The organism is Paraburkholderia sp. CNPSo 3076, assembly GCF_026343935.1.
GTDB classification, from domain to species: Bacteria; Pseudomonadota; Gammaproteobacteria; order Burkholderiales; family Burkholderiaceae; genus Paraburkholderia; species Paraburkholderia nodosa.
In genome coordinates this window covers 54,828-75,932 of the sequence record NZ_JAPMAL010000021.1, presented here as the reverse complement: position 1 = coordinate 75,932, position 21,105 = coordinate 54,828, and the positions used below count along the sequence as shown (strand labels likewise).

Below are 21,105 nucleotides of genomic sequence, written 5' to 3'. Positions count from 1 at the left end.
CACACGATGATGCCGTGCGAGCGCCGCCTTGATGTGATGCACGCGGCACGCCCGCTGTGTGTCTGGGCGTCGATCACGGGCGGCGCGAGCGCGCTTGCGGGCGGCGTCATGATCGCGGCGATGCAGGCCGGCGCGCCGTTTGCCGCATTCGCCGCGAGCGCGCTTGCCCTGCTCGCGATGGCGTTGATCCCTGGCGCGCTGGCTCGCGGTTTCACCACGCGTGCCACCGTGCCGATCGCGAGCGCACTCGTACTCACGATGGCGGCAATGAGCGCCGGGGCACGCGCTGGCGAAACGCTCCCGCAGACGCCGCTCATTCTGGGCGGCGTCACCCTGATCGCCGCTGCGTGCATGCACTTGCGGCGCACGCGTGATATCGCGGCAACATCGGTGCATACGCACGCAAAGGCGCCCGCATGGCGCGACGGCATGCTGGTCCTCGCGCCCGCGCTGCTTGCGGGACTGTCGAGCGGCATGCTCGCACGCTTCCAGTTTTTTGCGTTCTGCGGCGGCGCTGCGCTAACCGTGACGCAGGTCGTGACGTCACTCGTCGTGGTGAGTCTCGCAGGCTGGCTCGCGGATCGCGTCGATTACCGCCGCGCGCTGCTCGTGCTCTTCATGTTGCGCGGCGCGCTGCTCGCGGCGCTCACGCTTGATTGCCTCGCGCCGTGGGCCGCGCTCGCCGCCCCCGCATTCGCCGTGCTCGACTACCTGACGCTTCCCATGCTCATACGCGGTGGGCGAGCGTCGCGCGCGTCGGGTGCCGGCTGCCCTGGCCTCGCACATCACGCGGGCATGCTGGCAGGCGCGGCGCTCGCCACCACGTCATGGGGCTTTGGACAAGGTTTTTACGCGCTGTTCATCGTTGGAGGCGCGCTCAATCTTGCATGCCCATATGCATTCGCGACGCCTCGCCGAATCCGTACGCACACGCCCTACCCTGCTTCATCTGCACTCGCTGCGAGGAGCACAATCGACTTACGCTGAAACAATCACCACCGAACAAAACATTCGCATGACTACCGAAATCAGGAGACGGTATGGACCGCCAGGACTTCACGCACACGATCCGCACACAGATGTTCGTCGACGGACGCTTTAGCGAAAGCGGCAAAGGCCGCACGTTCGCGGTATTCAATCCGGCGACGGGCGCGGAGATCGCGCAGGTGCCCGACGCCAGCGACGCCGACATCGACGCCGCCGTCACTGCTGCGCGCCGCGCTTTCGAAGCCGACACGTGGCGGCGCATGCCGCCCGCCGCGCGCGAACGCCTGCTGCTCAAACTCGCCGACCTCGTCGAGCAGCACGGCGAAGAACTCGCGGCGCTCGAAACGCTCAATCAGGGCAAGCTGCTCGGTTTCTCGAAGATGCTCGAAGTGGGCGGCAGCGTGCAATGGCTGCGCTATATGGCCGGCTGGGCGACCAAGATCGAGGGCAGCACCGTGGATCTCTCGCTCGCCTTCCCGCCCGGCGTGCGCTACAACGCCTCCACGCGGCGCGTGCCCGCGGGCGTGGTCGCCGCGATCGTGCCGTGGAATTTCCCGCTGCTGATGGCGGTCTGGAAGATCGCGCCCGCGCTCGCCTGCGGCTGCACCGTGGTGCTCAAGCCCGCCGAGGAAACGCCGCTCACCGCCATCCGCCTCGCCGAACTCGCGCATGAAGCCGGCTTTCCGCCGGGCGTGTTCAATGTCGTCACGGGCCAGGGCGAAACAGCGGGCGCCGCGCTCGTGCGCCATGCGCAGGTGGACAAGGTCACCTTCACTGGCTCGACCGAGGTGGGCCGCATCATCGGCAAGCAATGCGCGAGCGACCTCAAGCGCGTATCGCTGGAACTGGGCGGCAAGAGCCCCGTGATCGTGCTCGGCGACTGCGATACGCAGCGGGCGATCGAAGGCGCGGCTGGCGCGATCTTCTTCAATCACGGCCAGGTCTGTACGGCAGGCTCGCGCTTGTATCTGCCGCGCGCGCGTTTTGATGAGATCGTCGACGGCATTGCACACGTTGCGCGCGCAACCGTGCTCGGTTCAGGTTTCGATGCCGCCACGCAGATGGGCCCGCTCGTTTCGGCGCGCCATCGCGCCAAGGTCGCCAGCATGATCGCACAGGGACGCGCCGAAGGCGGCGAGATCGTAGCGGGCGGCGGCGACGGCAATCGGCCCGGCTTCTTCATCGAGCCCACGGTGATTTCGAACCCGGCCAACAAGCCGCTTACCGTCGTGCGCGAAGAGGTGTTCGGGCCGGTGCTCGTCGCCATGCCGTATGACGATGTCGAGGAAGCCATCGCGGCGGCGAATGCTTCGGAGTACGGTCTGGGCGCGAGCGTCTGGACCAATCAGCTCGACCGCGCGCTGCGCGTGGTGGACGGCGTGCAGGCGGGCACGGTATGGGTGAACACGCACAACATGGTCGATCCGGCACTGCCCTTCGGCGGCTTCAAGGCCTCGGGCATCGGCCGCGAGCACGGCCGGGCGATCATCGACGCGTACACGGAGACGAAATCCGTCTGCATCGCCTACTGAGCGCCGCCATGCAGCATTGTTAATCGAAATGGAATGATGAAACCCGGCGGCGCGCAATGATCGCCGTTATGGTTTCGTCCATGATCGAGCCCGTTCTCACCACTCACGAGAAGGACTCCGATCATGAACGCATCTACGAACTCGCGCGGCGTCGCCATCATCACGGGCGCCTCGCGCGGCATCGGCGCCGCCATTGCCCAACGTCTCGCACGCGACGGTTACGCCGTCGTCATCAACTATGCATCGCGCAGCGCCGAAGCCGAGGCGCTCGTTGCGAAGATCGCGGCGGGCGGCGGGCGCGCCGTCGCCGTGCAAGCGAACATCGCGAAGGCCGAGGACGTGCGCCGCCTCTTCGAGACCACCGCCGAAACGCTGGGCCAACCCACGCTGCTCGTGAACAACGCGGGCATCATGAAGACGGTCACGATGGCCGATTCGACCGACGCGATCTACGACGAAACCTTCGACATCAACGTGCGCGGCACGCTCAACACGCTGCGCGAAGCGGCGACGAAGCTCGCGGACGGTGGCCGCGTGATCAACTTTTCCACCTCCGTGCTCGCGATGAATCTGCCCGGTTACGCGCTCTATACGGCAAGCAAGGCGGCCGTGGAGACGATCACGCGCGTGTTCGCACGCGAGTTGCGCGGACGCTCCATCTGCGTGAACGCGGTTGCGCCAGGGCCGGTGGCGACAGAACTGTTCCTCAGCGGCAAAAGCGAAGAGCAGGTCCAGCATTTCGCGAACATGCCGCCGCTGCAGCGCCTCGGGCAACCCGACGACATTGCGGGTGTCGTGTCATTCCTCGCGGGCCCGGACGGCGGCTGGGTCAACGGCCAGGTGCTGCGCGCGAACGGCGGCATCGTCTGACACGCCGCCCGGCGCGGGTTCGCGGCAGAACCCGGGCAGCACGTGGTCTGAGGGCAAGCCGCCGTGGCGTGAAACCGCCGGTCACGGCCGGTGCTACACTCCGTGCTCGAAAACGGTAGAAAGACAGAGGCGGCGACATGGCGCGCCGGCTCATATTGCGCCCTCAACCACTCCAGACCATGTATTTGTCCATCTTCGCCGTCGGCATTGGCGGCGCGCTCGGTTCGCTGCTGCGCTGGGTGCTCGGGATACGCCTGAATGCCCTCTACCCTGAGCTGCCGCTCGGCACGCTTGCGTCGAACATCATCGCGGGCTATGTGATCGGCGTTGCGGTCGCATACTTCGGGCGCATGCCCCAGCTCTCCGCCGAGTGGCGCCTCTTCGTCATTACCGGCCTCATGGGCGGCCTCTCCACGTTCTCGACCTTCTCAGCCGAAGTCGTGTCGCATCTGCAGCACGGACGTTTCGGCTGGGCTGCGGGCGAGATTGCCATTCACGTGTGCGCCTCGGTCGTCATGACGATCCTTGGCATCGCAACGGTCTCGGCACTGATTCGTTGATCTGCAACGAAAACGGCCGCGTTCGCCATTCGCGAAACGCGGCCGCATGGGTGAGGCGACGGGAAGATCAGGCAGGACGCTGATAACCGCCCGGCAAACCGTTCTTCGAAAACACCCACTGCCACAGCTGAATGTCGCGCGCACGGAACGCCCCGGCACACGAAAGCAGGTAGTAACGCCACATGCGGTAGAACCGCTCGCCCATCTGCGCCTTGAAACGCGGCCACGCGGCCTCGAAATTCGCGTGCCACGCCATGAGCGTGCGGTCGTAGTCGGCGCCGAAGTTATGCAGGTCTTCGGTCACGAAGAGACCGCCCGAAGCGTCGGCGATCTGGCCAATGGTCGGCAACTCGCCGTTCGGGAAGATGTATTTGTCGACCCACGGATCGGGCGTGGTGTCGCGGCGGTTCTTTCCGATCGTATGCAGTACGAACAGCCCGTCGTCAACAAGACAGCGCTGCGCAACTTCCATATAGGTGCGATAGTTCTTCGGGCCCACGTGCTCGAACATGCCCACGCTCGCAATGCGGTCGAACTTCTCGTCGAGCAGCCGATAGTCCTGCAGGCGGAATTCAACCGGCAGATCCTTGCAGCGCTCGGCGCCGAGCGCGGCCTGCTCCTTCGAGATCGTCACGCCCACGCACGACACGCCATAGTGTTCGGCCGCGAACTTCATGAGGCTACCCCACCCGCACCCGATGTCGAGCAGACGCATGCCGGGCTTCAGGCCCAGCTTGCGGCAGATGAGATCGAGCTTGGCATCCTGCGCCTCGTCGAGCGTCTTCGCGCCGCCCGACCAGTAGCCGCAGGTATAGGCCATGTTCCTGTCGAGCATCGCCTCGTAGAATTCGTTGCCGATATCGTAGTGCTGCTGGCCCACCTTCCATGCCCGGCGCACGGTTTGGCGATTCATGAGGCGCGCCTTGAGCGCGTGGAAGACGAGACGGGAGGGATCGATCTGGTCATCTAGATGCGCGCGCAACACATGTGCGAAGAATTCGTCGAGCCGCTCGCAGTCCCACTGGCCGTCCATGTAGGCCTCGCCAAGGCCCAGGTTGCCTAGCGCCAGCACGCGCTCGGGCACCTGCGGATCGTGGATGCGCATGTCCCACGGCCGGGTGCCGTTGAACTTCACGTCAGCGCGCGCCAATAGCTGGGCTGTAAACCGCCAGGCCCCCGAAACGGTGGCCTCACGAACGGGTTGAACTGCTTCGAGATCAGTCGTTGCCATACGTGCTCCATGCGGCTGGAGTCGGGTCCTTGGTACCTTGCTCCGATGCCATTCAAGAGGTTGCTTTCAAGACATTCGTCGTCGCGCGCGCTGCGAGAAACTCTATGATGCACCTACTTCAAAAAACGTGCAGGAACACGCACAGGCCATATGGGGCGGGCCATAATCGCAAACTCGACCAAACCCATCGCCCCGGCGCGAGCAAACGGCGCGCCCGAACTGGAGAGACTGACCATGGCCTACGACGACAAAAACATCTTCGCGCGCATCCTGCGCGGCGAAGCACCCTGCATCAAGGTGTACGAGGACGACGCGACGCTCGCGATCATGGACGTCATGCCGCAATCCGAAGGCCACCTGCTCGTGCTGCCGAAGGAAGGCGCCGAGTTCATCTACGACCTTTCGCTGGAAGCCGGCGCCGCCGCGATGGCGACGGTGCAGAAGATGGCGGTTGCGATGCGCAAGGTGCTTGCGCCCGAAGGCCTGTTGATCGCGCAGTTCAACGGTGCCGCCGCCGGGCAGACCGTACCGCACGTGCACTTTCACCTGATTCCGCGCCGCGCGGGCGAAGAACTGCGCCCGCATGCGCGTGACATGGCCGACATGGCGCAACTCGAAGCGCTGGCCGCGCGCATTCGCGCCGCACTGTAAGCGATATGTAAATGCTGGCGTGGGCTGCGCTTAAGTTTCAAATGCCGTCGAACTGAACGAATTCGTCGAGCGGTACGCGAGCCGAGCGCCACTGGTTGATGGGCGCGTCCGGGTCTTCGTGACCGATCGCCATGCCGCAGAACACCATGCGTTCGCGCGGCAAGGCGAGAAACTCGCCAACGCTCTGCGCGTAGCGCGCCCAGCATTCCTGCGCGCAGCTATGCAGGCCGGCTTCGCGCAGGAGCAGCATCACCGTCTGCAGGAACATGCCAAGGTCGGCCCATTGCGGCGGCCCCATCTGACGATCCACGCTGCAAAAGAGTGCGAGCGGCGCGTCGAAAAACGCGTAGTTGCGCGCGAATTGCTGTAGCCTGCCTGGCCGGTCCTCGCGCGCGACGTCGATGCTGCGGTAAAGATCCTCGCCCACCTGATAACGCCCGAGGGCGCGCGCGCAGCGGTATCGAGCACACGGCGAATGACGATGGGGTCCACCGGATCGGGCAGAAACTGATGCACGGACTTGCGGCTGGTGACGGCTTCGCTGACCTTCAAGCAGATTCTCCTCGGGGGATCGACGAAGCATTATCGGCGATCCCCCGCACGGCTGCCGATGCTCGCCGCATAGGTCCGTGCTGCCCCAGAACTTGTGACGGATCCCCACTACGACGAGCGCCTGATTGTCGGTACCCGAACTCACGCCGAAGTCGCCGATCGATGCCTGCGCAACGATGCTGGAACCCTGCGCGTCGGGCGTGTGGCCACTCGCCTTCTGGTAGCCGGCGAGCGCGTAGAGATCGGTGCGTTTGGAGAGCGAGTAATCGCTGCCGAGGTTCACCTGGTTGTAGTGTGCGGACGACGGCCCCGTGAGCGACGTGTAGTTGTAGCCCGCGCCCGCGCGCAGCGCCGGTGTGATCTGGTAGTTCAGGAACGCCGAGCCGCTGTTGAATTTTCGAGGTCGCCGGGCGTGCCGAACACACCGCCGAACGGACCGTCCGCGGTGAGCGGCTGCACGAGATCGACGAGCGGATCGTGCTGGCGGCCGAGCGTAAGCGTGCCCCACGTCGTGCTGGCGAGACCGACGATCGACTTGCGTCCGAATTCGCGGCTGCCCTGCCCGAGCGCGCCGGTGCCCACGTTGAAGCCGTTTTCGAGCTGGAAGATGGCGGCGAGGCCGTTGCCGAGATCCTCGGTGCCGCGCAGGCCCCATCGGCTGCCCGAGAGATTGCCGCTGCTCAGCTTGACGAGCGTGGACTGGTTCGGGCCGTTCGCGCCCTGGGCGTTGTGCACGTAGGCGAGGCCCGCATCGACGATGCCGTACAGCGTGACGCTGCTTTGCGCGTGGGCACTCGCGGCGATTGTGGCCCCCGATGCGGCGAAGGCGAGCGCGAGAGCGGCGGCTAGCGGGCGGCGAGTGAGAGAGAGGCGTTTTTGTTGTTCATGCGGGGCGTTCCGTTGCGTGTGGTGATTGTCGCTACGCGGTCCTTGCGAGGCGGCTGCAAGGCCGGTGCGGCAACGTTACGGAACGCCCGGCAAGCGGGGAACGAACGATTTCTGCGTTGCTTAGGGGTGCGGCGGACTTTGCAAAGCGCAGATCGTGCCAGACGCGGCGTGAGCGCTTTCCTCCGGCGCGCGGAGTCTGCTATAATTCGCCTCCCGCCGGAGAGATGGATGAGCGGTTTAAGTCGCACGCCTGGAAAGCGTGTATAGGTTAATAGCCTATCGGGGGTTCGAATCCCCCTCTCTCCGCCAAACACCCCCAATTGATGTGGGTTTTCGGGCGATTTTCGACGCGCCCCATCATCCCGCCCATCATTCCCAAATCGTCGCCCGCCCCGAACGCATCGCGTTTTCGCAATGGCGCGGCATCGCTTCCGCACGCTACCGGCCAGAGCTACACTCGCGCCAGCGCCCCTACCGGGCGCGCGAGGTGACCGTCATGAATTCAACAAAGCTGCTTCCCATCCTAGCCGCCACGTTCGCGGTCGCCGCGCACGCGCAAACCGTCATTGGCTCCGATGGACGGACTTACATGGTCCTGCCGCAATCGCAGCCGCAAGGCCAAGGCTCCATCTACGGTGCATATCAGCGCGCGGAAGAATCGAACGCGCAAACCGAACTGCTCCAGCAACAGGCCGAACTATTGCGGCAACAAGCAGCATTGCTGCAACAGCAACGAGAGCAGATGGAGCAGAAGTAAGTCACGACCGCGATAGATCAACGCCTCGCCGGGCCCTCCCCTAGCACTCCCGCGCGGACCAGCCGGGGGTGGGGGAAAAACTCGCGAACGCGCGCGGGGGATATAGCCCTCTCCTGTGGTCGCGCAGAGTTTGGGGCAAAGAACTGCGGTTGATACGACATAGATCACCCGCAGGAGAATGGGCCACGCCTCCGCGGCAACGCTGCGCGGGACCTTCGCAAGCGCCATCGCCGGTCACTTTGCGACCATTACCACGTCATAGACTCGGCGTTGATCGTCTACGCAGATGCCGCCAGCGGTAGGGAACTGGCCGACCAGATCGCAGCGCAGGCCGTGGCCATCGGCGCTTGAAAGAAATGCCTTCGCGTATTTGTCTCCGATTGAAGAAGCGGAGCTAATCGCCGTGGCCGACTGGCCGCGACTATTGACGCCGTAGGCGGTGGCAAAGCCAAACGTGTCGTTTGATGCCACCCGCACAACTGGACCGGAGTAGACAACCCCGTCAATGGATACGGTCATTGAACCGGAACCCATGCCGTTCCCGTGCAGCGACCCGGTATAAATCTTCCCGGAATCTCTCGGCATCATCGAGACGTTATAGGCACATGCCGTCAGAGCGAACGATAGCCCGAATGCAAAAGCCCTTTTCATAGTGACCGCGCCCCGTCCGTGTGGTGATCGGATATTACTGGATCGGCGCGAGCCGTTCCCGGCGACTGAGTGCAACGTGCGGGGAGCATGTTCTCGATGCGCGTCGGGCGAATCGGACTCCGGGGAAGGCTGCACGGCTAGGCCCCGGGGAGGGGGCAAAAAATCATCGCCGTTGAGCGCGCAATGACCCTCCCTTATGTTGCAGCGCGAAAACGGTGGAAGAACTGCGGTTGATAGCCCACCTATCACCCGCGCATCCTGGCCCACTCGCAGCCAAGCGCTTGACCTAGGCTAACAGAACAGAAAAGCGAACCTCCAGCGGTTCCGCCACCCGCGCAGCTACCGAGCCACGACAGGCTCACGACGTTCGCAGCACGCACCGGACCACGCGGACAGCACGAGTAAAATGTCGATTTTCTGCCCCACGCTTCCAAGGACCAACAATGCAGCAGGAAATCGAAGACCGCATCAAACGGCTGGGAACCTTCAAAGTCAGGTTGCGCGAGTGGGAGCGCATTAATGACCAAACGTTGCGGGAGGAGATAAACCAAGAAAAGGCTTGGGTGCACAGAGAGGTCGCGCAGCTTGGCTGCCTGAAAGTGTTCACGATCTCCCCGCCGCCAGCAGTCGGCGGAATGATCATGCGCAACGTCGATCTTTTCGATCACCTGTTTGACCGTATCTATACGGAGCCGGTTATCCCGATGGTTATCGACATGATCGACGACGCGATTGGCAGACTAAAGTCCGGGATGATTCCGACAGCGAAGGCGGCGACAAAGCCACAAACGGAAGTCGGTATTGAGGCAACCGTCCAGCAGGGCTATGCCTTCATCGTGATGGCGATTGATCCGAACGACCCCGCCTTGGAAGACGTGCTCGATGCAATCAAAGAAGGCGCTATGCGCTGTGGCATTACAGCAGAGCGCATTGACGAAGTGCAGGCTAGCGAGCGCATTACTGACCGCATCCTAGAGTCCATTAGGCGCGCACAGTACGTCATTGTCGACGTGACCCACCCGAAGCCGAATGTGTTCTACGAAGCAGGCTTTGCGCACGGGATTGGCAAGCTTCCGATTTACGTGGCTCGAACGGGCACCCCGCTTCAATTTGATCTCAAGGACTATCCGACGATTTTTTTCCGCAGCATGAAGGAGCTAAAGGACGGCCTCGAAAAGCGCCTCCGCGCCCTCGCCGAAGCTTCGGCTAAGTAGTGCGCGGCATCAAACCGAGCACCTTTAAGTTTCGCTACTCGCCGCGCATTGCGCCGCAGTATATTCGCGCCTTCGCCTGATAATATGAAGTGCCACACAACTCTTGAGGAAGACCGAGAAATGCAAGAAGAGCAACAACATCAGCCCGCCGCGCTGACAGACCACGAAGAAGATTTAGCCAAGGACCCCGCGATGGCAGAGCGTCCTCGCGTCGATTGGTACCTGCAGCTACTCGTCAACATGGCCAATGAACGCGGTGTAGAAATGGGCATCACCCTAGTCTGCGGGGGCTCCGTTGTTAGTGGGACGCTCATTAGCGGAGCGACCTACTTCGAATCCTTCGCGGATGCTTTCACGTCGGCATGGCCTACGGAAGACGAGGGAAGAAACACTATGCGCGATGCATTGTCACGCCCCGCGTCCATGTACGGTGCTGGGAAGAGCGATGCGTTGGGCCCGAGCTTCATTCATCTCAAGAACGCGAGGGTCTGCACACCGTCGGGCTCCGCGCCGAATCCGGGCATGCTCTGGCGTGGCCGATTAACCGAAGTGAGCGGCTTCTCGCTTGGCAGCATCGGTTGATTGCCGACAGACCGCTAATCTGCTGACCGCATTGCGTTGCGCGCCCCCCATCGGTGAGCGCTTCTTGGACGTTCCGATAGTGGTCGGCGCGGAAGGGGGATCGCACGGCGCATGTCGCCGCCTGACTTCGCCTTTAAGCATCGGAGAGATCGACTCATCGACGGCGCGACTTTCGCATGCGACGCAGAAGCCCGCGGGGGAAATCCATTTACGAGATCTTATGAGCCCTCTTTGACCAAATCTATAGGCGAATGTAAACATCGTGTAATCGCCCCGCTTTTATTCGCCGCGCCGCTGATCCAAGTACAACTTAAAATTCGGCAGCAGCGAATGCAATATGCCAACTTGCCTTAGGAAAAGGTGACTCTCCCAAGAGTCTGTCAATGGGCGGAGCAATTCTCTGGTTTGATGCATTACTTGGCTGCTGTACGTATACTCAGGAATTTTATCCATTACATCGTGCGCATAATGATTCCGCAAATCATATATTTCGTTCAGCCCAGTATCCAGATACATCCGCAGAGCGCCTTGCTCTAGTGAACGGGCGCTCGCATCATTGTCGATAAATTTTTTGAGTGCTCGATATCTAACCTCCCATTTTGGTTCTTTCCCGTCATAGCAGCCATCTCTCACCTCAGCTGTAAACATCTGATTCACAACGCCTTCGAGCGCGGCCTGCGCCACGATAATGGCCTCGAAATACAAACCACGATCCAGCAAAAATCTTACTCGTTGAAACGATTTCTCTATTGGGTGATATCCCCAATTCAGTTCGAAGGGAAATAACGTTATTTGCTCGTCCCTCAAACTCGAAAGCGGCCATAAATATGACGTTTCATCCGATTTTATGGCTCGAAGGCAAGCCATGTCACCGAGATCGTCACGCGAAAGCAGCGCAGTAGTCTTTCTATGAGCCTGCCGGTTAATCAAATCAATCAGTCGATTTGAAATCTCCAGAATCGGCACCCAAATATATTGCTGCAACGAGATCCAATCAAAATACCAACCGGTTGTCGGACCACGACTACCCCGATTATGCAAAGCAATATTCTGGGCCATTGATGCCGCAAGATTGTCGCCCTCACCTTTATCAAGATAGTCTTTTGACCACTTATAAACGGCGCGCATTTCGCGTCCATCGAACACAATTCTGAGAACATTCCCCTTCGAATATCGCACTTGAGACCTGATTACATCCGCATCCTTAAAATATTCATCCTCAATGGATGCAAGCAATCGACAATCCACGGATATCGGCAGACCGAGAGATCGCGAATTGAAATCATAATGCTCAATCCTTGACATCCCCGGCCCGTTTAGCGTGTAGTTACGAGGCAAGAATATGTCCGCATGCACCGTCACAATTGGACTGGCATCCGATACCTCACGTATTTCTACCTCATTCTTACTCAGCATATCGACGATATAATCGGTGACGTAATTTGAATCGACAACAAATAATCCTATATTTGTGAGATAGTGGAGAAGTCGACCTTCACCGTCTTTCACCAAGCTAACCCATTCAATGCTAGGCTTCGGAAAGATTCCAGCGGCTCGAACATACTCGATGACAGAATCAAAATGATCGTTTCCTAGCGGAATGGATGTCGAAGAATTTTCTGATCTTATATGAATGCACACAGGCTTTCCAAACGAATCGTAAGTAATTTCGAATGGACTGCCTTGTTTTAGTTGGTCGATATATTGGTTATTCAATTTGAAAATCTCTCGACTGGATTGGCTGCAGGATGAATTTCGCCAAGCACTCCGTTGCTACGCAACAGTCGCAGTTGGCGGCATCAACGATTCTACTTTTTTCGCCGCAACAATTCCGGCTGGTCAACGCGATTGTATGACCGCACCGTCCAATCCGCCCTCCGCTTCTGCTCGCGCCATCCGTAAAGCACGCCAGAGGATCTATGCAATCTGCATAATCTCGTTCACGTGGCCGCTCGGTGCAGTAGCATCGCGACAATCTGGTCTTATGTGCCATAGCCCTCTGGCTACCCGCCCTCACCTATCTTCTTGCTTCTTTCCTCTCCGCTTCGTGGCGGGCACTTGAATGCCTAGTTGCTCGGCCAATAGCTCCCCGCCAGTCTTCCGACCGCCGAGCCCCTGATACTCCATCGCGGTTTGAACCGGGGAGATTTGCTCCGCCGCGAACTTCATTGCGTCGCCAAGGTTCTGAAACTTCTTCCCGGTAAATGGATCCTCGCCTGTCGCTAGCGCGGTCGGAACGCTAAATACCGGCGAGACTCCCATGATCGCGCCAAAGAGCGAGGAATACTTCGCGTCGCCACTGGCAAAGCGGTAAATCGCATCGGGGATTGAGGCGAGGCCAAAGCGGCGCACCCGCGCGTTGGGATCTCCCGTCACGGTCTGTACCGCGCGATCCAGAGCCGGGTAGATCACGAAGCTGGAAACAGCGAGCATCGCCAGCCGGTCGAGCGCGCGGGCTTTTTCTTGCGGGCTACCGCGCACGAGGCTCTTCGAGATGTTTCCATAGGCAGCAAAGCGCCCATAGTCATATCGCGCGAACGTTGGCACTACCTGCATGACTTGGGCCACGGCACGCGAACCGAGGATACGCGACGGCAGCCGATAGTTCGGCATGATGCTCTCGGTTTCTTTAATCGCCTCGGGAAGCGAGGCCCCTTTTGCCTGCCGCGCATAGTAAGCGTGCATCATCAACGTGTCGCTCCAGGACCAGAGGTGCGCGTTAGCCGACGCGTAGACGCGCCGAATCATCTCCAGCGGATTCGCATATCCCCATGCGCGAGCGACCGCGCTCATCTCCGGCGCAGTGCCGAGTTGCTTCGCGAGCTTATCCGCGAACCCGCGCGACATGTTCGCGGCATGCTGGAGCCCCGCGCCCTCCTTAATCGCCGCGCGATAGTCTGGGCCGAGCGTCGCGACCTGCTCATGCGCCTTGAGCATCATGCGGACCTCCTGCGGCAACCGCGCCACCGCGCCGATGTTGCCTACAAGCCCGCGCTCGATTAACCCAAAATCCGAGATGTTAAACGCGTGCGGCAGTGGGTTCCAAAACATCGAACCGACCAGTGCGCGGGAGACATCATGCAGGACCTTGTAGCCGCCTTGGTGCGCGCTATAGGCGAAGTCATCGAGCACATCTGCTGCGCGCGGGTCAAACTTCATGCCGCGAAATTGAGGTATCTGCACTTCGCGCCAGCCGGGGAGAGCCTCCCGCGCGGTCGTTGCAATTTGCCTGAACTCCGGCGACAGCTTCACTTGCTCGAGAAATTGCGCATGGTCGAGCGCGCGGCCCAACCGCACATTCGACGTGACTGCCGCGAGCATCGGGTCCTCATAGTATCGCTGCGGCGTGTGCTCCATGATCTTCGCCTTGGTCGAGGGCGTGAGGGCAAAGCGCTCGCCCATGTAGTTCACCTCGCGGTTTGCAAGGTCATCCGGGCCGAGCTTTCCCCCGCCGATCTTCTCGCCATTGCGCCAGACCGTGAACGTGCCGTTCGGATTCTGCATCATGTGGAGATTCTTCTGGCCCGCGTCCGGGTCGCGCGACTCCATGCCAAAGATTTTCCGGCCCTGTAGCTCCGGCGCGAAAGTGCTAAGTCCGCGCGCCTTCCCCGTCGGCACTACATTCCGCACCGTGCTCAATAGACCCTGCTGCTCAACCGGCACGCGCGAACCCACATACCCCGTCTCATCCGGTCCGACGTCGTAGCCGTGTGCTCGAAGTTGCTCCCGCATCTTTGCGTTCTTGCTGTTGATAAGCTGCACATTGAGCTTCATCTTTTCCTCTTCCGGCGAGAGCTTGATGCTCGCATCTTCGAAGCTTCGATCAATGCGTTGCGCCATCTCACTCCAGTTCTTCGGCATGTGCGCGCGCAAGTCATTCACCCACTGCCCCATGCGCGCTTCCGCGCTGCGCGTCGTGCGGAACAGACCATCGCTCAATTGCCCTATTGCATCACCCGCGTGCGTGCCTGCGGTCGATGCGAGCGAGGAGCCAAGCCCCGCCGCGCGATTGCTAATTGGCGTCACGCGCGCCGCGCCCGGTAGCCCCGGCATCGCAAGGCTCGCAGCAAACTCCGTCACTTTCTCGACGCCGCGCTCAAGGCTCGTCGCTGGCTCGGGTGTGCGCCGGTCAACCTCCCCCTCAAGCATCTGCGCAATGGTTGGAGCTTGCGCCCGCCCGCTCGCACGGCTCGCGACAATGCTCGCGGGATCATTGTGCGGATCGAACGGGTTCACGCGCTCAATGCCTTCGACCGCACCCGCAGCCGCGTGGCCCACCGCGCGCACGAATAGACCTACCTCGCGCGCAACACCGCTACCCAGGTCCGCGCTGTTTCGCGCAATGTCTCCGGGGCTCGGCGCATCGACGGATTTCTCGGCCGCCTCAGCCCGCGACGGAAGCGCATCGCGACTATGCGCGAGAGGACTCGTCGCCGGTTCTTCTTTCGCGTTGCTGGGTCCGAAGAGATCATCCACATTCCCGCTCGACGGGAAGAGTTCATCTACGTTGCCGCTATGCGGGGCGCGGGCCTCTCGCGTAACCCTGCGCGAAACTGAAGCTGGCGGGAGATCAGGCTTGCGCAACGGTTCCGCGCCCACAGGCGAAGGCGCTGGGGCCGAAGCGGGAGAGTCTGGAAACAGTTCACTGATGTTAGGCATGATTTGAACTCCTAAGTGTCAGCCTTGCGGACGAATCGGATATTCGAGAGCAGTGCGGCCCCCGCCGTGTGTCCCGCGCGTCCCGCGTGTGTCCCGACATGGCCGGGACGCCCGAAACGCCCGCCCGGTGCGGGTTTGGCCGGGGTGTCCCGTCTGTCCCATCCTCTTTCTAAAAAATTAAAATAATATGTATATGTAGTGGCGCTACGTGCCGTTGCCGTACATGCGTGCTATTGCTATGCGTATGGCCGTACGCGTGGGGGTTTTGAAAATAGGCCGGGACGCGGGACAACGTGGGACGCGGATCATGCCGGACCGCATTGGACGGTGATCGATTGTGCCCCCGTCCCACCATCAACCCGAGTCGTGCGTGCGTTCTTGCACCCAGTAGCGCTTCTTTTCTCCATTCACCCGCGATTGCTTGCTCGCGAACCCGAGTTCCTTCAGCGCATCGGTATAAGCTTTCTCGTGTTTCTTCGTATTGACCGCGAGGTCCCCTGTCACTCCCGCAATGGCTTCGGAAAGGGTGAAAGGGCGATTGGGGGCTTCGTGCGCAATCCATTCTTCTAGGCTTTCAGCCAGCACGCTCGCGCGGCGAAAATCCCGCTGACCTTCGAGTTGGCCAGGAACCGCGTGTGCTACGCCCGCGCGCGCAAACATCTCCCGTGCCTCAGCCCAAAGCTGATCGCGGTCGCGCGTAATTGCGTCGAGGTCAATCTTCCCAACCGTGAAAGGCAACCAGCGGCGCTCCCCCGTGGGATCGCTCAGGAAATCGTCTTCATTCGTCGTTCCGCAAATGATAAAGCGGCGCGGATAACTCACGACATGGGATTCGTAGAGAGGTCGCGCGCGGTCGTATTGCTTCGTGAGATAAGCTTTCGTCGCATCGCGGTCGCGACCGAAGAGCCCGCTCAACTCCGCCATCTCGCAAATCAACTTCCCTTGTACCAACCGCGTCAGTTCCTCGTCCTTCGTGCTGAGGGAGATTTCCGCGAAATGCATTTCCTCCGGGACAAGTCGCTGCAGCGCGGTCGACTTCTTCAGTCCTTGCTTGCCTACGAGAATCGGCGCCATGTCGGCCTTCACTCCGGGCTTCATCACTCGCCCCGCCATCGCGGTCCACCAATAGAGTCCGATGCCGCGGTGATACGGGGAATCCTCCGTACCAAGGTAGCGCGGAAGGAATTCTTCAATTCTCGGCATGCCGTCCCACCCCAACGCAGAAAGCCACGTTTGCGCGGAGTCAAATTTGTTTATCATCGCCTCGCGGAAGATTAAATCCCGAATCAAGTCTTTCGCGATCCGCTGAAAGCCCGCGTTGCTAAGCCTCACTCGAACTTCGGCATAGTCGCTTTCTTCCAGCGCACGACATGTCGGGCTCCCGCGCTCTGCCACCAGCACGCCTTGCTGAAACAAGTCGAACATGAACGCCATACCGCAGATATCCGGGTTTGCGAGCACGTGCGCGAGATTCGCCTCGCTGGCGAGAATCTTCTTATCGGCTGCGCGGTCGAGCGTGTCCAGCGTGCTCCCTCGGGCGCTTAGCACCGGTTCCGGAGGCTGCGCCAAAACTCTCCCAATGTCTTCCCGCAAAGCCTCTGCGGTCAGATCCTTTTGTTTCCCACCGCCGTCCCGCCGCAGCAAACTGCGCTCGATTTCCGCAGCGATCTCTTCTGGCCCGAGTCCGGCCATCATCATCGTGCGGTAGGCTGCCGCGCGCGCCTCGCGTGGCGACGCATGCCCACAGCCGTCAAACCAACCCCACCGCAGCAACGCGGTTGTAGCTGGGTCGAGCTTCACACGGCCAACGGTGCCGGGTTTTTCGAGCGCTATCAGGAGTGCGAAAAGATCGTCCGGCATTTCGAGGACTTCCGCGCTCTGGTTCTTCCACCGATATTCCCCTGACATTGTGCGCGAGGGTTCAAGCAGCACCGTCGCCGCTCCCGCGATGATATCGAGCCCAGATTGCTTCCCCCACGGGCCAAGGTTCGCATTCGCGTGCTTGCCTAGTTTTCCGCGCTGCGCGGGTTTTAGTTCAAAAAACTTATGCCAGCCGCCAGACGGCGATCTCTGCGTGAGGGTCGCGCGGATGGCCGGGTAATTCTGCGCGAGCCACGCCAGTGTCCTCCGTCCCTGCTTCCCACTCTGCACGTCGAAGTCGAGTGCGACGAAGCAATCTCCCATCAACCAGCTGGCATTGTCGTGCTGGTGTTCATCCCAGTGCGCGCCTGCTTGCTTCGGGTCTGTAAATGGGTACTGCTCCCAGTTCTCTCCCTTCGGGTGCGCCGGATTGTAAGGTCGCTTTGTGCGTGGCCGCACGGGCACAAGTTCAACTCCGCACCGCACATAGTTTTCCACCATTCCTCTCATCGCCGCCACAGCGGTCTCTTCATCTTTCGAAAGTTTTTCGGCTGGCATTTAGGACTCCATTTCAAGTCGTGCGAACATCTCCCGCGCGAGATGCGTTGCGCGCAATGGTCCGCCTTGTAAGTAGCAGATTCTCGCGAGCTCCCCCGGTTCGCGCTTCACAACGCGCACCCACACAACGCCTGTGAAGCCGAGGATTGCAATGTAAGAGCCGGTCCCGTGCGGTGCGTGATGCACTCGGCGGTCGATAACTATTTCGTCGCTCTTGATGCCGAGCCTATGCGCAGCGTCCTTAAACGTTGTGAGTTCAGCGAGACACGGGCGGTGGTGCGTGCCGAAGTCAAAGTGGCTCATTTCGCCCCCCGCGACCGTCGAATCTGCTCAGCGAGCCAATCCTCGACTTCGCTCTCAAGCCAGCCGGAGGCTTTGGTGCCGAGTTTGATGGGTGTGGGAAATTCGCCAGCTGCGACCTTTTTATAGATAGTCGATCGGCGCAGTGCGCATCGCGCGCACACCTCGGGCAAGCGCAGAATCTGAATGACGGTAGACATTACGGAGGCTCCTTCGAAACTGGCTAGCCGAGAGGCCAACCTGTGGGACTGTGCTTGTCCGAGATACGAAGGATGAAACCGCACGTGATTAGGTCTACGTATTAATTTTAACCCATGTAACGACGTGGACTATGATGAACCCATTATGGGCCACGATTGGCCGATTGCAAGCGGAATCGTTGCCGGATTGCACACGGTCGTTCGCAACTAGGCCGGACCGCCCCGGACGGGGGTGTTTCCGAAAACCGGATGCCCCGCCAACGCACGACGCGGCCCGCCATGCCGTTCGTCCGCCGCGCGCGGGTCGATGCGGCGTCATGCGTTAGTTACGCCCCCACGGGCCGCTATACGCGTCGGGCCGTTTTGCACATTGTCCCGTAGCGTCCACGTGCGTCCGGGACGCCGACCGCCCGTACATCGCGCGCCCATTGTCCATGCGGCACGCAGACAAGCCCTCTTATCTCGCAAAGCATTTCCACGCGGCCCGCATATGGACCCGAGCGAACGGTCCTGCGAAAGGTGTACGATTCGTAGCCTTAACCCGATAACTCGGCCCGGTCTAATCTGAGTCTGTACGATGAGCGCAAAGAGCAAACCTAAGAAGACTGCCAAATCGACTGCGGCGGAAAGTGAACTACGCGCCGCGAACGATCATCAACTCCAAATCTATCTCAGCCGATACGATCGCTTTTGGCGGCTACACAAATTGTTTTCCCTGCGCTTCCTGCTCACTAACAGAGAAGCGCTGCGCGCGGTAGTGCAGGAAATCTACGCAGGCGAGAAGGTTGACGACGAGCAACTTGTCTACAACAACGTTACGAACGGTATATTGGCCGATGCAACATCCGAGCTAGTAATGCTGTGCGAGGATTATTTCTCGCTCTTGCGCTTCCTACGAGAGCCGTTGCGGTTCGTTAAAAAGGCGATTGCGTATAGCGCGGGGAGCGTTACTACTCTTTCGAAGTCTTTGCGTGAACCGAACGCGGGAGCGCTGCGCAAGCTCTTCTTTCTTCCTAGCGCAGACGTCTGCGGATCCTTCTTCGCCAATCACGACTTGAGCACCGCGCATACAAACGCGTTGACCTTAGACGCGCAGGTGCAATCGTTGAAAAGCCTTCATCATGATGCGATAGCGTTCTATGACAAGCACTCAGATTTCCATGTTCAATACAAGCATGGTTTAAAGCTTGCCCTACATGGCTTGCATGGAGTCTTACCGGAAGCGGAGATAGGTCGGAGAAAGCAGGAGCTTTCCGCGCCATTGTTCGCGTTTGAGAACAAGCCCGTATCGCAACTCGGGTACGGTTCGAGTATGTTTCTCCCGAACATCAAGTTTGAACCACTGACAAAACACTTGGGGGCCTTGCACGAGGACCTGAACCTGCTGCATATTCAATTTCTGGACAACGTGGACATCGACCAGTGCATAGGGCTCGGCAAGAAGATAGTTCAGTTGCTCAACGTCTTGATCGAAAATCGGTTGTCGCTAGTGACAAACAATGGAACGCGACGTCTCCGTTTCATTCTGCCTGTTGAGAGCGCGCTGATGCAGTGCCAGGTCTATGAGTTCGACGCACCGCTAGGCCATTCCGTGCCAGCACTAGCCGACTTCCAGCTCGACTAACTTGCGCCGCACCGCAGGAAAGCGCGCGCTCATGCCTTTGCCCCTTGCCTTGCGCGGAGTGGCAGTACGTCGCCAGCTTTCGCCACCGTCCCGCAATACAGCGCCCATGCGTCCATCAATTGGCGACGCTTCGCAAAGAGGTCTCCGCGCCGATAGGCCGCTTCCACCTCGTTCGAGATCGTGTGCGCGAGGGCCATCTCACAAACCTCGCGCGGAAACGCGGTGCGCTCTGCGGTCCAGTCGCGGAAGGTCGAGCGGAAACCGTGCGCGGTCACCTCTAGGTTCATCCGACGCAGCACCGCTGTGAGTGTCATGTCGGAAAGTGGCGCGCCCTTCGTGCTCGGGAATACGAGGTCGAGACTGCCGAATCGCGGCAAGGCCCGAAGCAGGGCTACGGCGGGCTCCGAAAGCGGTACGCGATGGTCGCGCTTGGCCTTCATCCGTGCGGCGGGAATAGCCCAGACTCCCGCGTCGAGGTCGATCTCGCTCCACGTCGCGCCGCGCACTTCGCCAGAACGGGCTGCGGTGAGAACGGCGAACTCCAGCGCTCGCGCGCCCATGCCCTCGTGCGCGCGCAGTTGCGCCATAAACGAGCCGATCTCGCGAAAGTCGAGCGCGGCATGATGCTCGACCGCCGCGATTTTTGAAGGCTTGGCGAGAGTATTCTCAAGGTGCCCTTTCCAGCGAGCCGGGTTCGGTCCCGCGCGATAGCCGCGCACGGTGGCCCAATCGAGGATCTTCTCAATACGTCCACGCACGCGCGATGCCGTTTCGGTCTTCTCCTTCCACATCGGCTCCAAGACGCGCAGCACATGCGCGAGTTCAATATCGCGCACAAGCAATTTGCCAATGACCGGATACGCGTAGGTTTCGAGGGTGCTTTGCCACTGCGCGCGGTGCTTGGCGTTGCCCCACTCGCCCTCTTTATCGCTCATGTAGGTTTTCGCGGCTTGCTCGAATGTAATCGCGGCGGCTTGCGCGGCGGCAAGTGCACTCTTCGCGGCCCGTGCCTCTTCAATCGGATCGACGCCAGCCCGGATGCGCTCTCGCGCTGTCCGCGCGGCCTCTTTGGCGAGCGCGAGGGTAACGTCCGGATAGCCGCCGAGGCCCATGTCGCGCCGCTTCCCACCGATGACAACACGCAGAATCCAGCTTCGCGCGCCGCTCTCGGCAACGAGCAGCGCTAGCCCTGCGACGCCACCGACGAAGTGCAAGCCGGGCGACGCAAGGCGCGAGACCTCTATCGCGGCGAGTTCCTTGGCTTTCTTCGGCATTTCTCCGCCCTCCTATCCTGTCCACGAGGTTAGACGGGTAGCCTAGCTACCTGCCCCCATCCTACACCCCATCATCAGCATTTAGATATATAGGACAGTAGCGTGGACATTGCTGGATGCCAGAACCTAGACCTGGCGCGGCTTTGCGAGCGATG

Annotated in this window: 16 protein-coding genes, 1 tRNA gene and 2 pseudogenes; 10 read left to right on the top strand and 9 right to left on the bottom strand. The window is 60.7% G+C overall.

Annotation, left to right across the window (positions count from 1 at the left end; translation table 11 throughout):
- Nucleotides 1-6 precede the first annotated feature (6 nt).
- The 4 genes from M3A49_RS24410 to crcB all read left to right on the top strand — a co-directional run bounded on the left by M3A49_RS24410 (nucleotide 7) and on the right by crcB (nucleotide 3,949).
- Nucleotides 7-987, top strand: a complete 981-nt coding sequence (locus M3A49_RS24410) for a hypothetical protein (RefSeq protein WP_266231375.1) — start codon at nucleotides 7-9, stop codon at nucleotides 985-987.
- A 53-nt stretch (nucleotides 988-1,040) separates the two neighbouring features.
- Nucleotides 1,041-2,519: a phenylacetaldehyde dehydrogenase StyD gene (styD, locus tag M3A49_RS24405; RefSeq protein ID WP_266231374.1), complete on the top strand. Its 1,479-nt coding sequence runs from the start codon at nucleotides 1,041-1,043 to the stop codon at nucleotides 2,517-2,519.
- A gap of 123 nt (nucleotides 2,520-2,642) precedes the next feature.
- Nucleotides 2,643-3,389: an SDR family oxidoreductase gene (locus M3A49_RS24400; protein WP_266231373.1), complete on the top strand. Its 747-nt coding sequence runs from the start codon at nucleotides 2,643-2,645 to the stop codon at nucleotides 3,387-3,389.
- 179 nt (nucleotides 3,390-3,568) lie between these two features.
- Nucleotides 3,569-3,949: a fluoride efflux transporter CrcB gene (crcB, locus tag M3A49_RS24395; protein WP_028208288.1), complete on the top strand. Its 381-nt coding sequence runs from the start codon at nucleotides 3,569-3,571 to the stop codon at nucleotides 3,947-3,949.
- Nucleotides 3,950-4,016: 67 nt separating this feature from the next.
- On the opposite strand, the gene cfa is transcribed toward crcB, so the two are convergent.
- Nucleotides 4,017-5,180 (bottom strand): cyclopropane fatty acyl phospholipid synthase, encoded by a 1,164-nt coding sequence (gene cfa / locus M3A49_RS24390; RefSeq protein WP_266231372.1) that lies wholly within the window; start codon nucleotides 5,178-5,180, stop codon nucleotides 4,017-4,019.
- A 234-nt stretch (nucleotides 5,181-5,414) separates the two neighbouring features.
- Between cfa and M3A49_RS24385 the strand changes: the two genes are divergently transcribed.
- The gene (locus M3A49_RS24385) at nucleotides 5,415-5,831 is read left to right on the top strand and encodes an HIT family protein (RefSeq protein ID WP_254356097.1); all 417 of its coding nucleotides are present in this window, start codon (nucleotides 5,415-5,417) and stop codon (nucleotides 5,829-5,831) included.
- A gap of 37 nt (nucleotides 5,832-5,868) precedes the next feature.
- Here the strand turns inward: M3A49_RS24385 and M3A49_RS24380 are convergent.
- Nucleotides 5,869-6,383 (bottom strand): annotated as a pseudogene (locus M3A49_RS24380) (nitroreductase).
- Between the two features lie 88 nt (nucleotides 6,384-6,471).
- Nucleotides 6,472-7,187: pseudogene (locus tag M3A49_RS24375) on the bottom strand (porin); the annotation flags it as partial.
- 302 nt (nucleotides 7,188-7,489) lie between these two features.
- On the opposite strand from M3A49_RS24375, the gene M3A49_RS24370 reads away from it, so the two are divergent.
- Both M3A49_RS24370 and M3A49_RS24365 read left to right on the top strand, forming a co-directional pair.
- Nucleotides 7,490-7,580: transfer RNA gene (locus M3A49_RS24370), tRNA-Ser, on the top strand.
- A gap of 16 nt (nucleotides 7,581-7,596) precedes the next feature.
- A complete protein-coding gene (locus M3A49_RS24365) occupies nucleotides 7,597-8,028 on the top strand; it encodes a hypothetical protein (RefSeq protein ID WP_266231371.1) in 432 nt (143 codons plus the stop codon).
- A gap of 234 nt (nucleotides 8,029-8,262) precedes the next feature.
- Here the strand turns inward: M3A49_RS24365 and M3A49_RS24360 are convergent, their stop codons facing one another.
- The gene (locus tag M3A49_RS24360; protein WP_266231370.1) at nucleotides 8,263-8,679 is read right to left on the bottom strand and encodes a hypothetical protein; all 417 of its coding nucleotides are present in this window, start codon (nucleotides 8,677-8,679) and stop codon (nucleotides 8,263-8,265) included.
- Between the two features lie 443 nt (nucleotides 8,680-9,122).
- Here M3A49_RS24360 and M3A49_RS24355 point away from each other — a divergent pair, with 443 nt between their 5' ends.
- Together M3A49_RS24355 and gvpU are read left to right on the top strand one after the other, a co-directional pair.
- A complete protein-coding gene (locus M3A49_RS24355) occupies nucleotides 9,123-9,893 on the top strand; it encodes a hypothetical protein (RefSeq protein WP_266231369.1) in 771 nt (256 codons plus the stop codon).
- Nucleotides 9,894-10,013: 120 nt separating this feature from the next.
- Nucleotides 10,014-10,475, top strand: a complete 462-nt coding sequence (gene gvpU, locus M3A49_RS24350) for a gas vesicle accessory protein GvpU (RefSeq protein WP_266231368.1) — start codon at nucleotides 10,014-10,016, stop codon at nucleotides 10,473-10,475.
- Between the two features lie 279 nt (nucleotides 10,476-10,754).
- Here the strand turns inward: gvpU and M3A49_RS24345 are convergent, their stop codons facing one another.
- From M3A49_RS24345 to M3A49_RS24330, 4 genes are all read right to left on the bottom strand, one after another.
- Nucleotides 10,755-12,191, bottom strand: coding sequence for a hypothetical protein (locus M3A49_RS24345; protein ID WP_266231367.1), 1,437 nt, complete (start codon nucleotides 12,189-12,191; stop codon nucleotides 10,755-10,757).
- Nucleotides 12,192-12,488: 297 nt separating this feature from the next.
- On the bottom strand, nucleotides 12,489-14,951 hold the full coding sequence (locus M3A49_RS24340; protein ID WP_266231366.1) for a hypothetical protein: 2,463 nt from the start codon (nucleotides 14,949-14,951) through the stop codon (nucleotides 12,489-12,491).
- A gap of 537 nt (nucleotides 14,952-15,488) precedes the next feature.
- Nucleotides 15,489-17,552 (bottom strand): VapE domain-containing protein, encoded by a 2,064-nt coding sequence (locus tag M3A49_RS24335; RefSeq protein WP_266231365.1) that lies wholly within the window; start codon nucleotides 17,550-17,552, stop codon nucleotides 15,489-15,491.
- A 299-nt stretch (nucleotides 17,553-17,851) separates the two neighbouring features.
- On the bottom strand, nucleotides 17,852-18,052 hold the full coding sequence (locus tag M3A49_RS24330; protein WP_266231364.1) for a helix-turn-helix transcriptional regulator: 201 nt from the start codon (nucleotides 18,050-18,052) through the stop codon (nucleotides 17,852-17,854).
- 577 nt (nucleotides 18,053-18,629) lie between these two features.
- Between M3A49_RS24330 and M3A49_RS24325 the strand changes: the two genes are divergently transcribed.
- Nucleotides 18,630-19,676 (top strand): hypothetical protein, encoded by a 1,047-nt coding sequence (locus tag M3A49_RS24325; RefSeq protein WP_266231363.1) that lies wholly within the window; start codon nucleotides 18,630-18,632, stop codon nucleotides 19,674-19,676.
- A 29-nt stretch (nucleotides 19,677-19,705) separates the two neighbouring features.
- Here M3A49_RS24325 and M3A49_RS24320 read toward each other — a convergent pair whose 3' ends face one another.
- On the bottom strand, nucleotides 19,706-20,950 hold the full coding sequence (locus M3A49_RS24320; RefSeq protein WP_266231362.1) for a tyrosine-type recombinase/integrase: 1,245 nt from the start codon (nucleotides 20,948-20,950) through the stop codon (nucleotides 19,706-19,708).
- Nucleotides 20,951-21,105 lie beyond the last annotated feature (155 nt).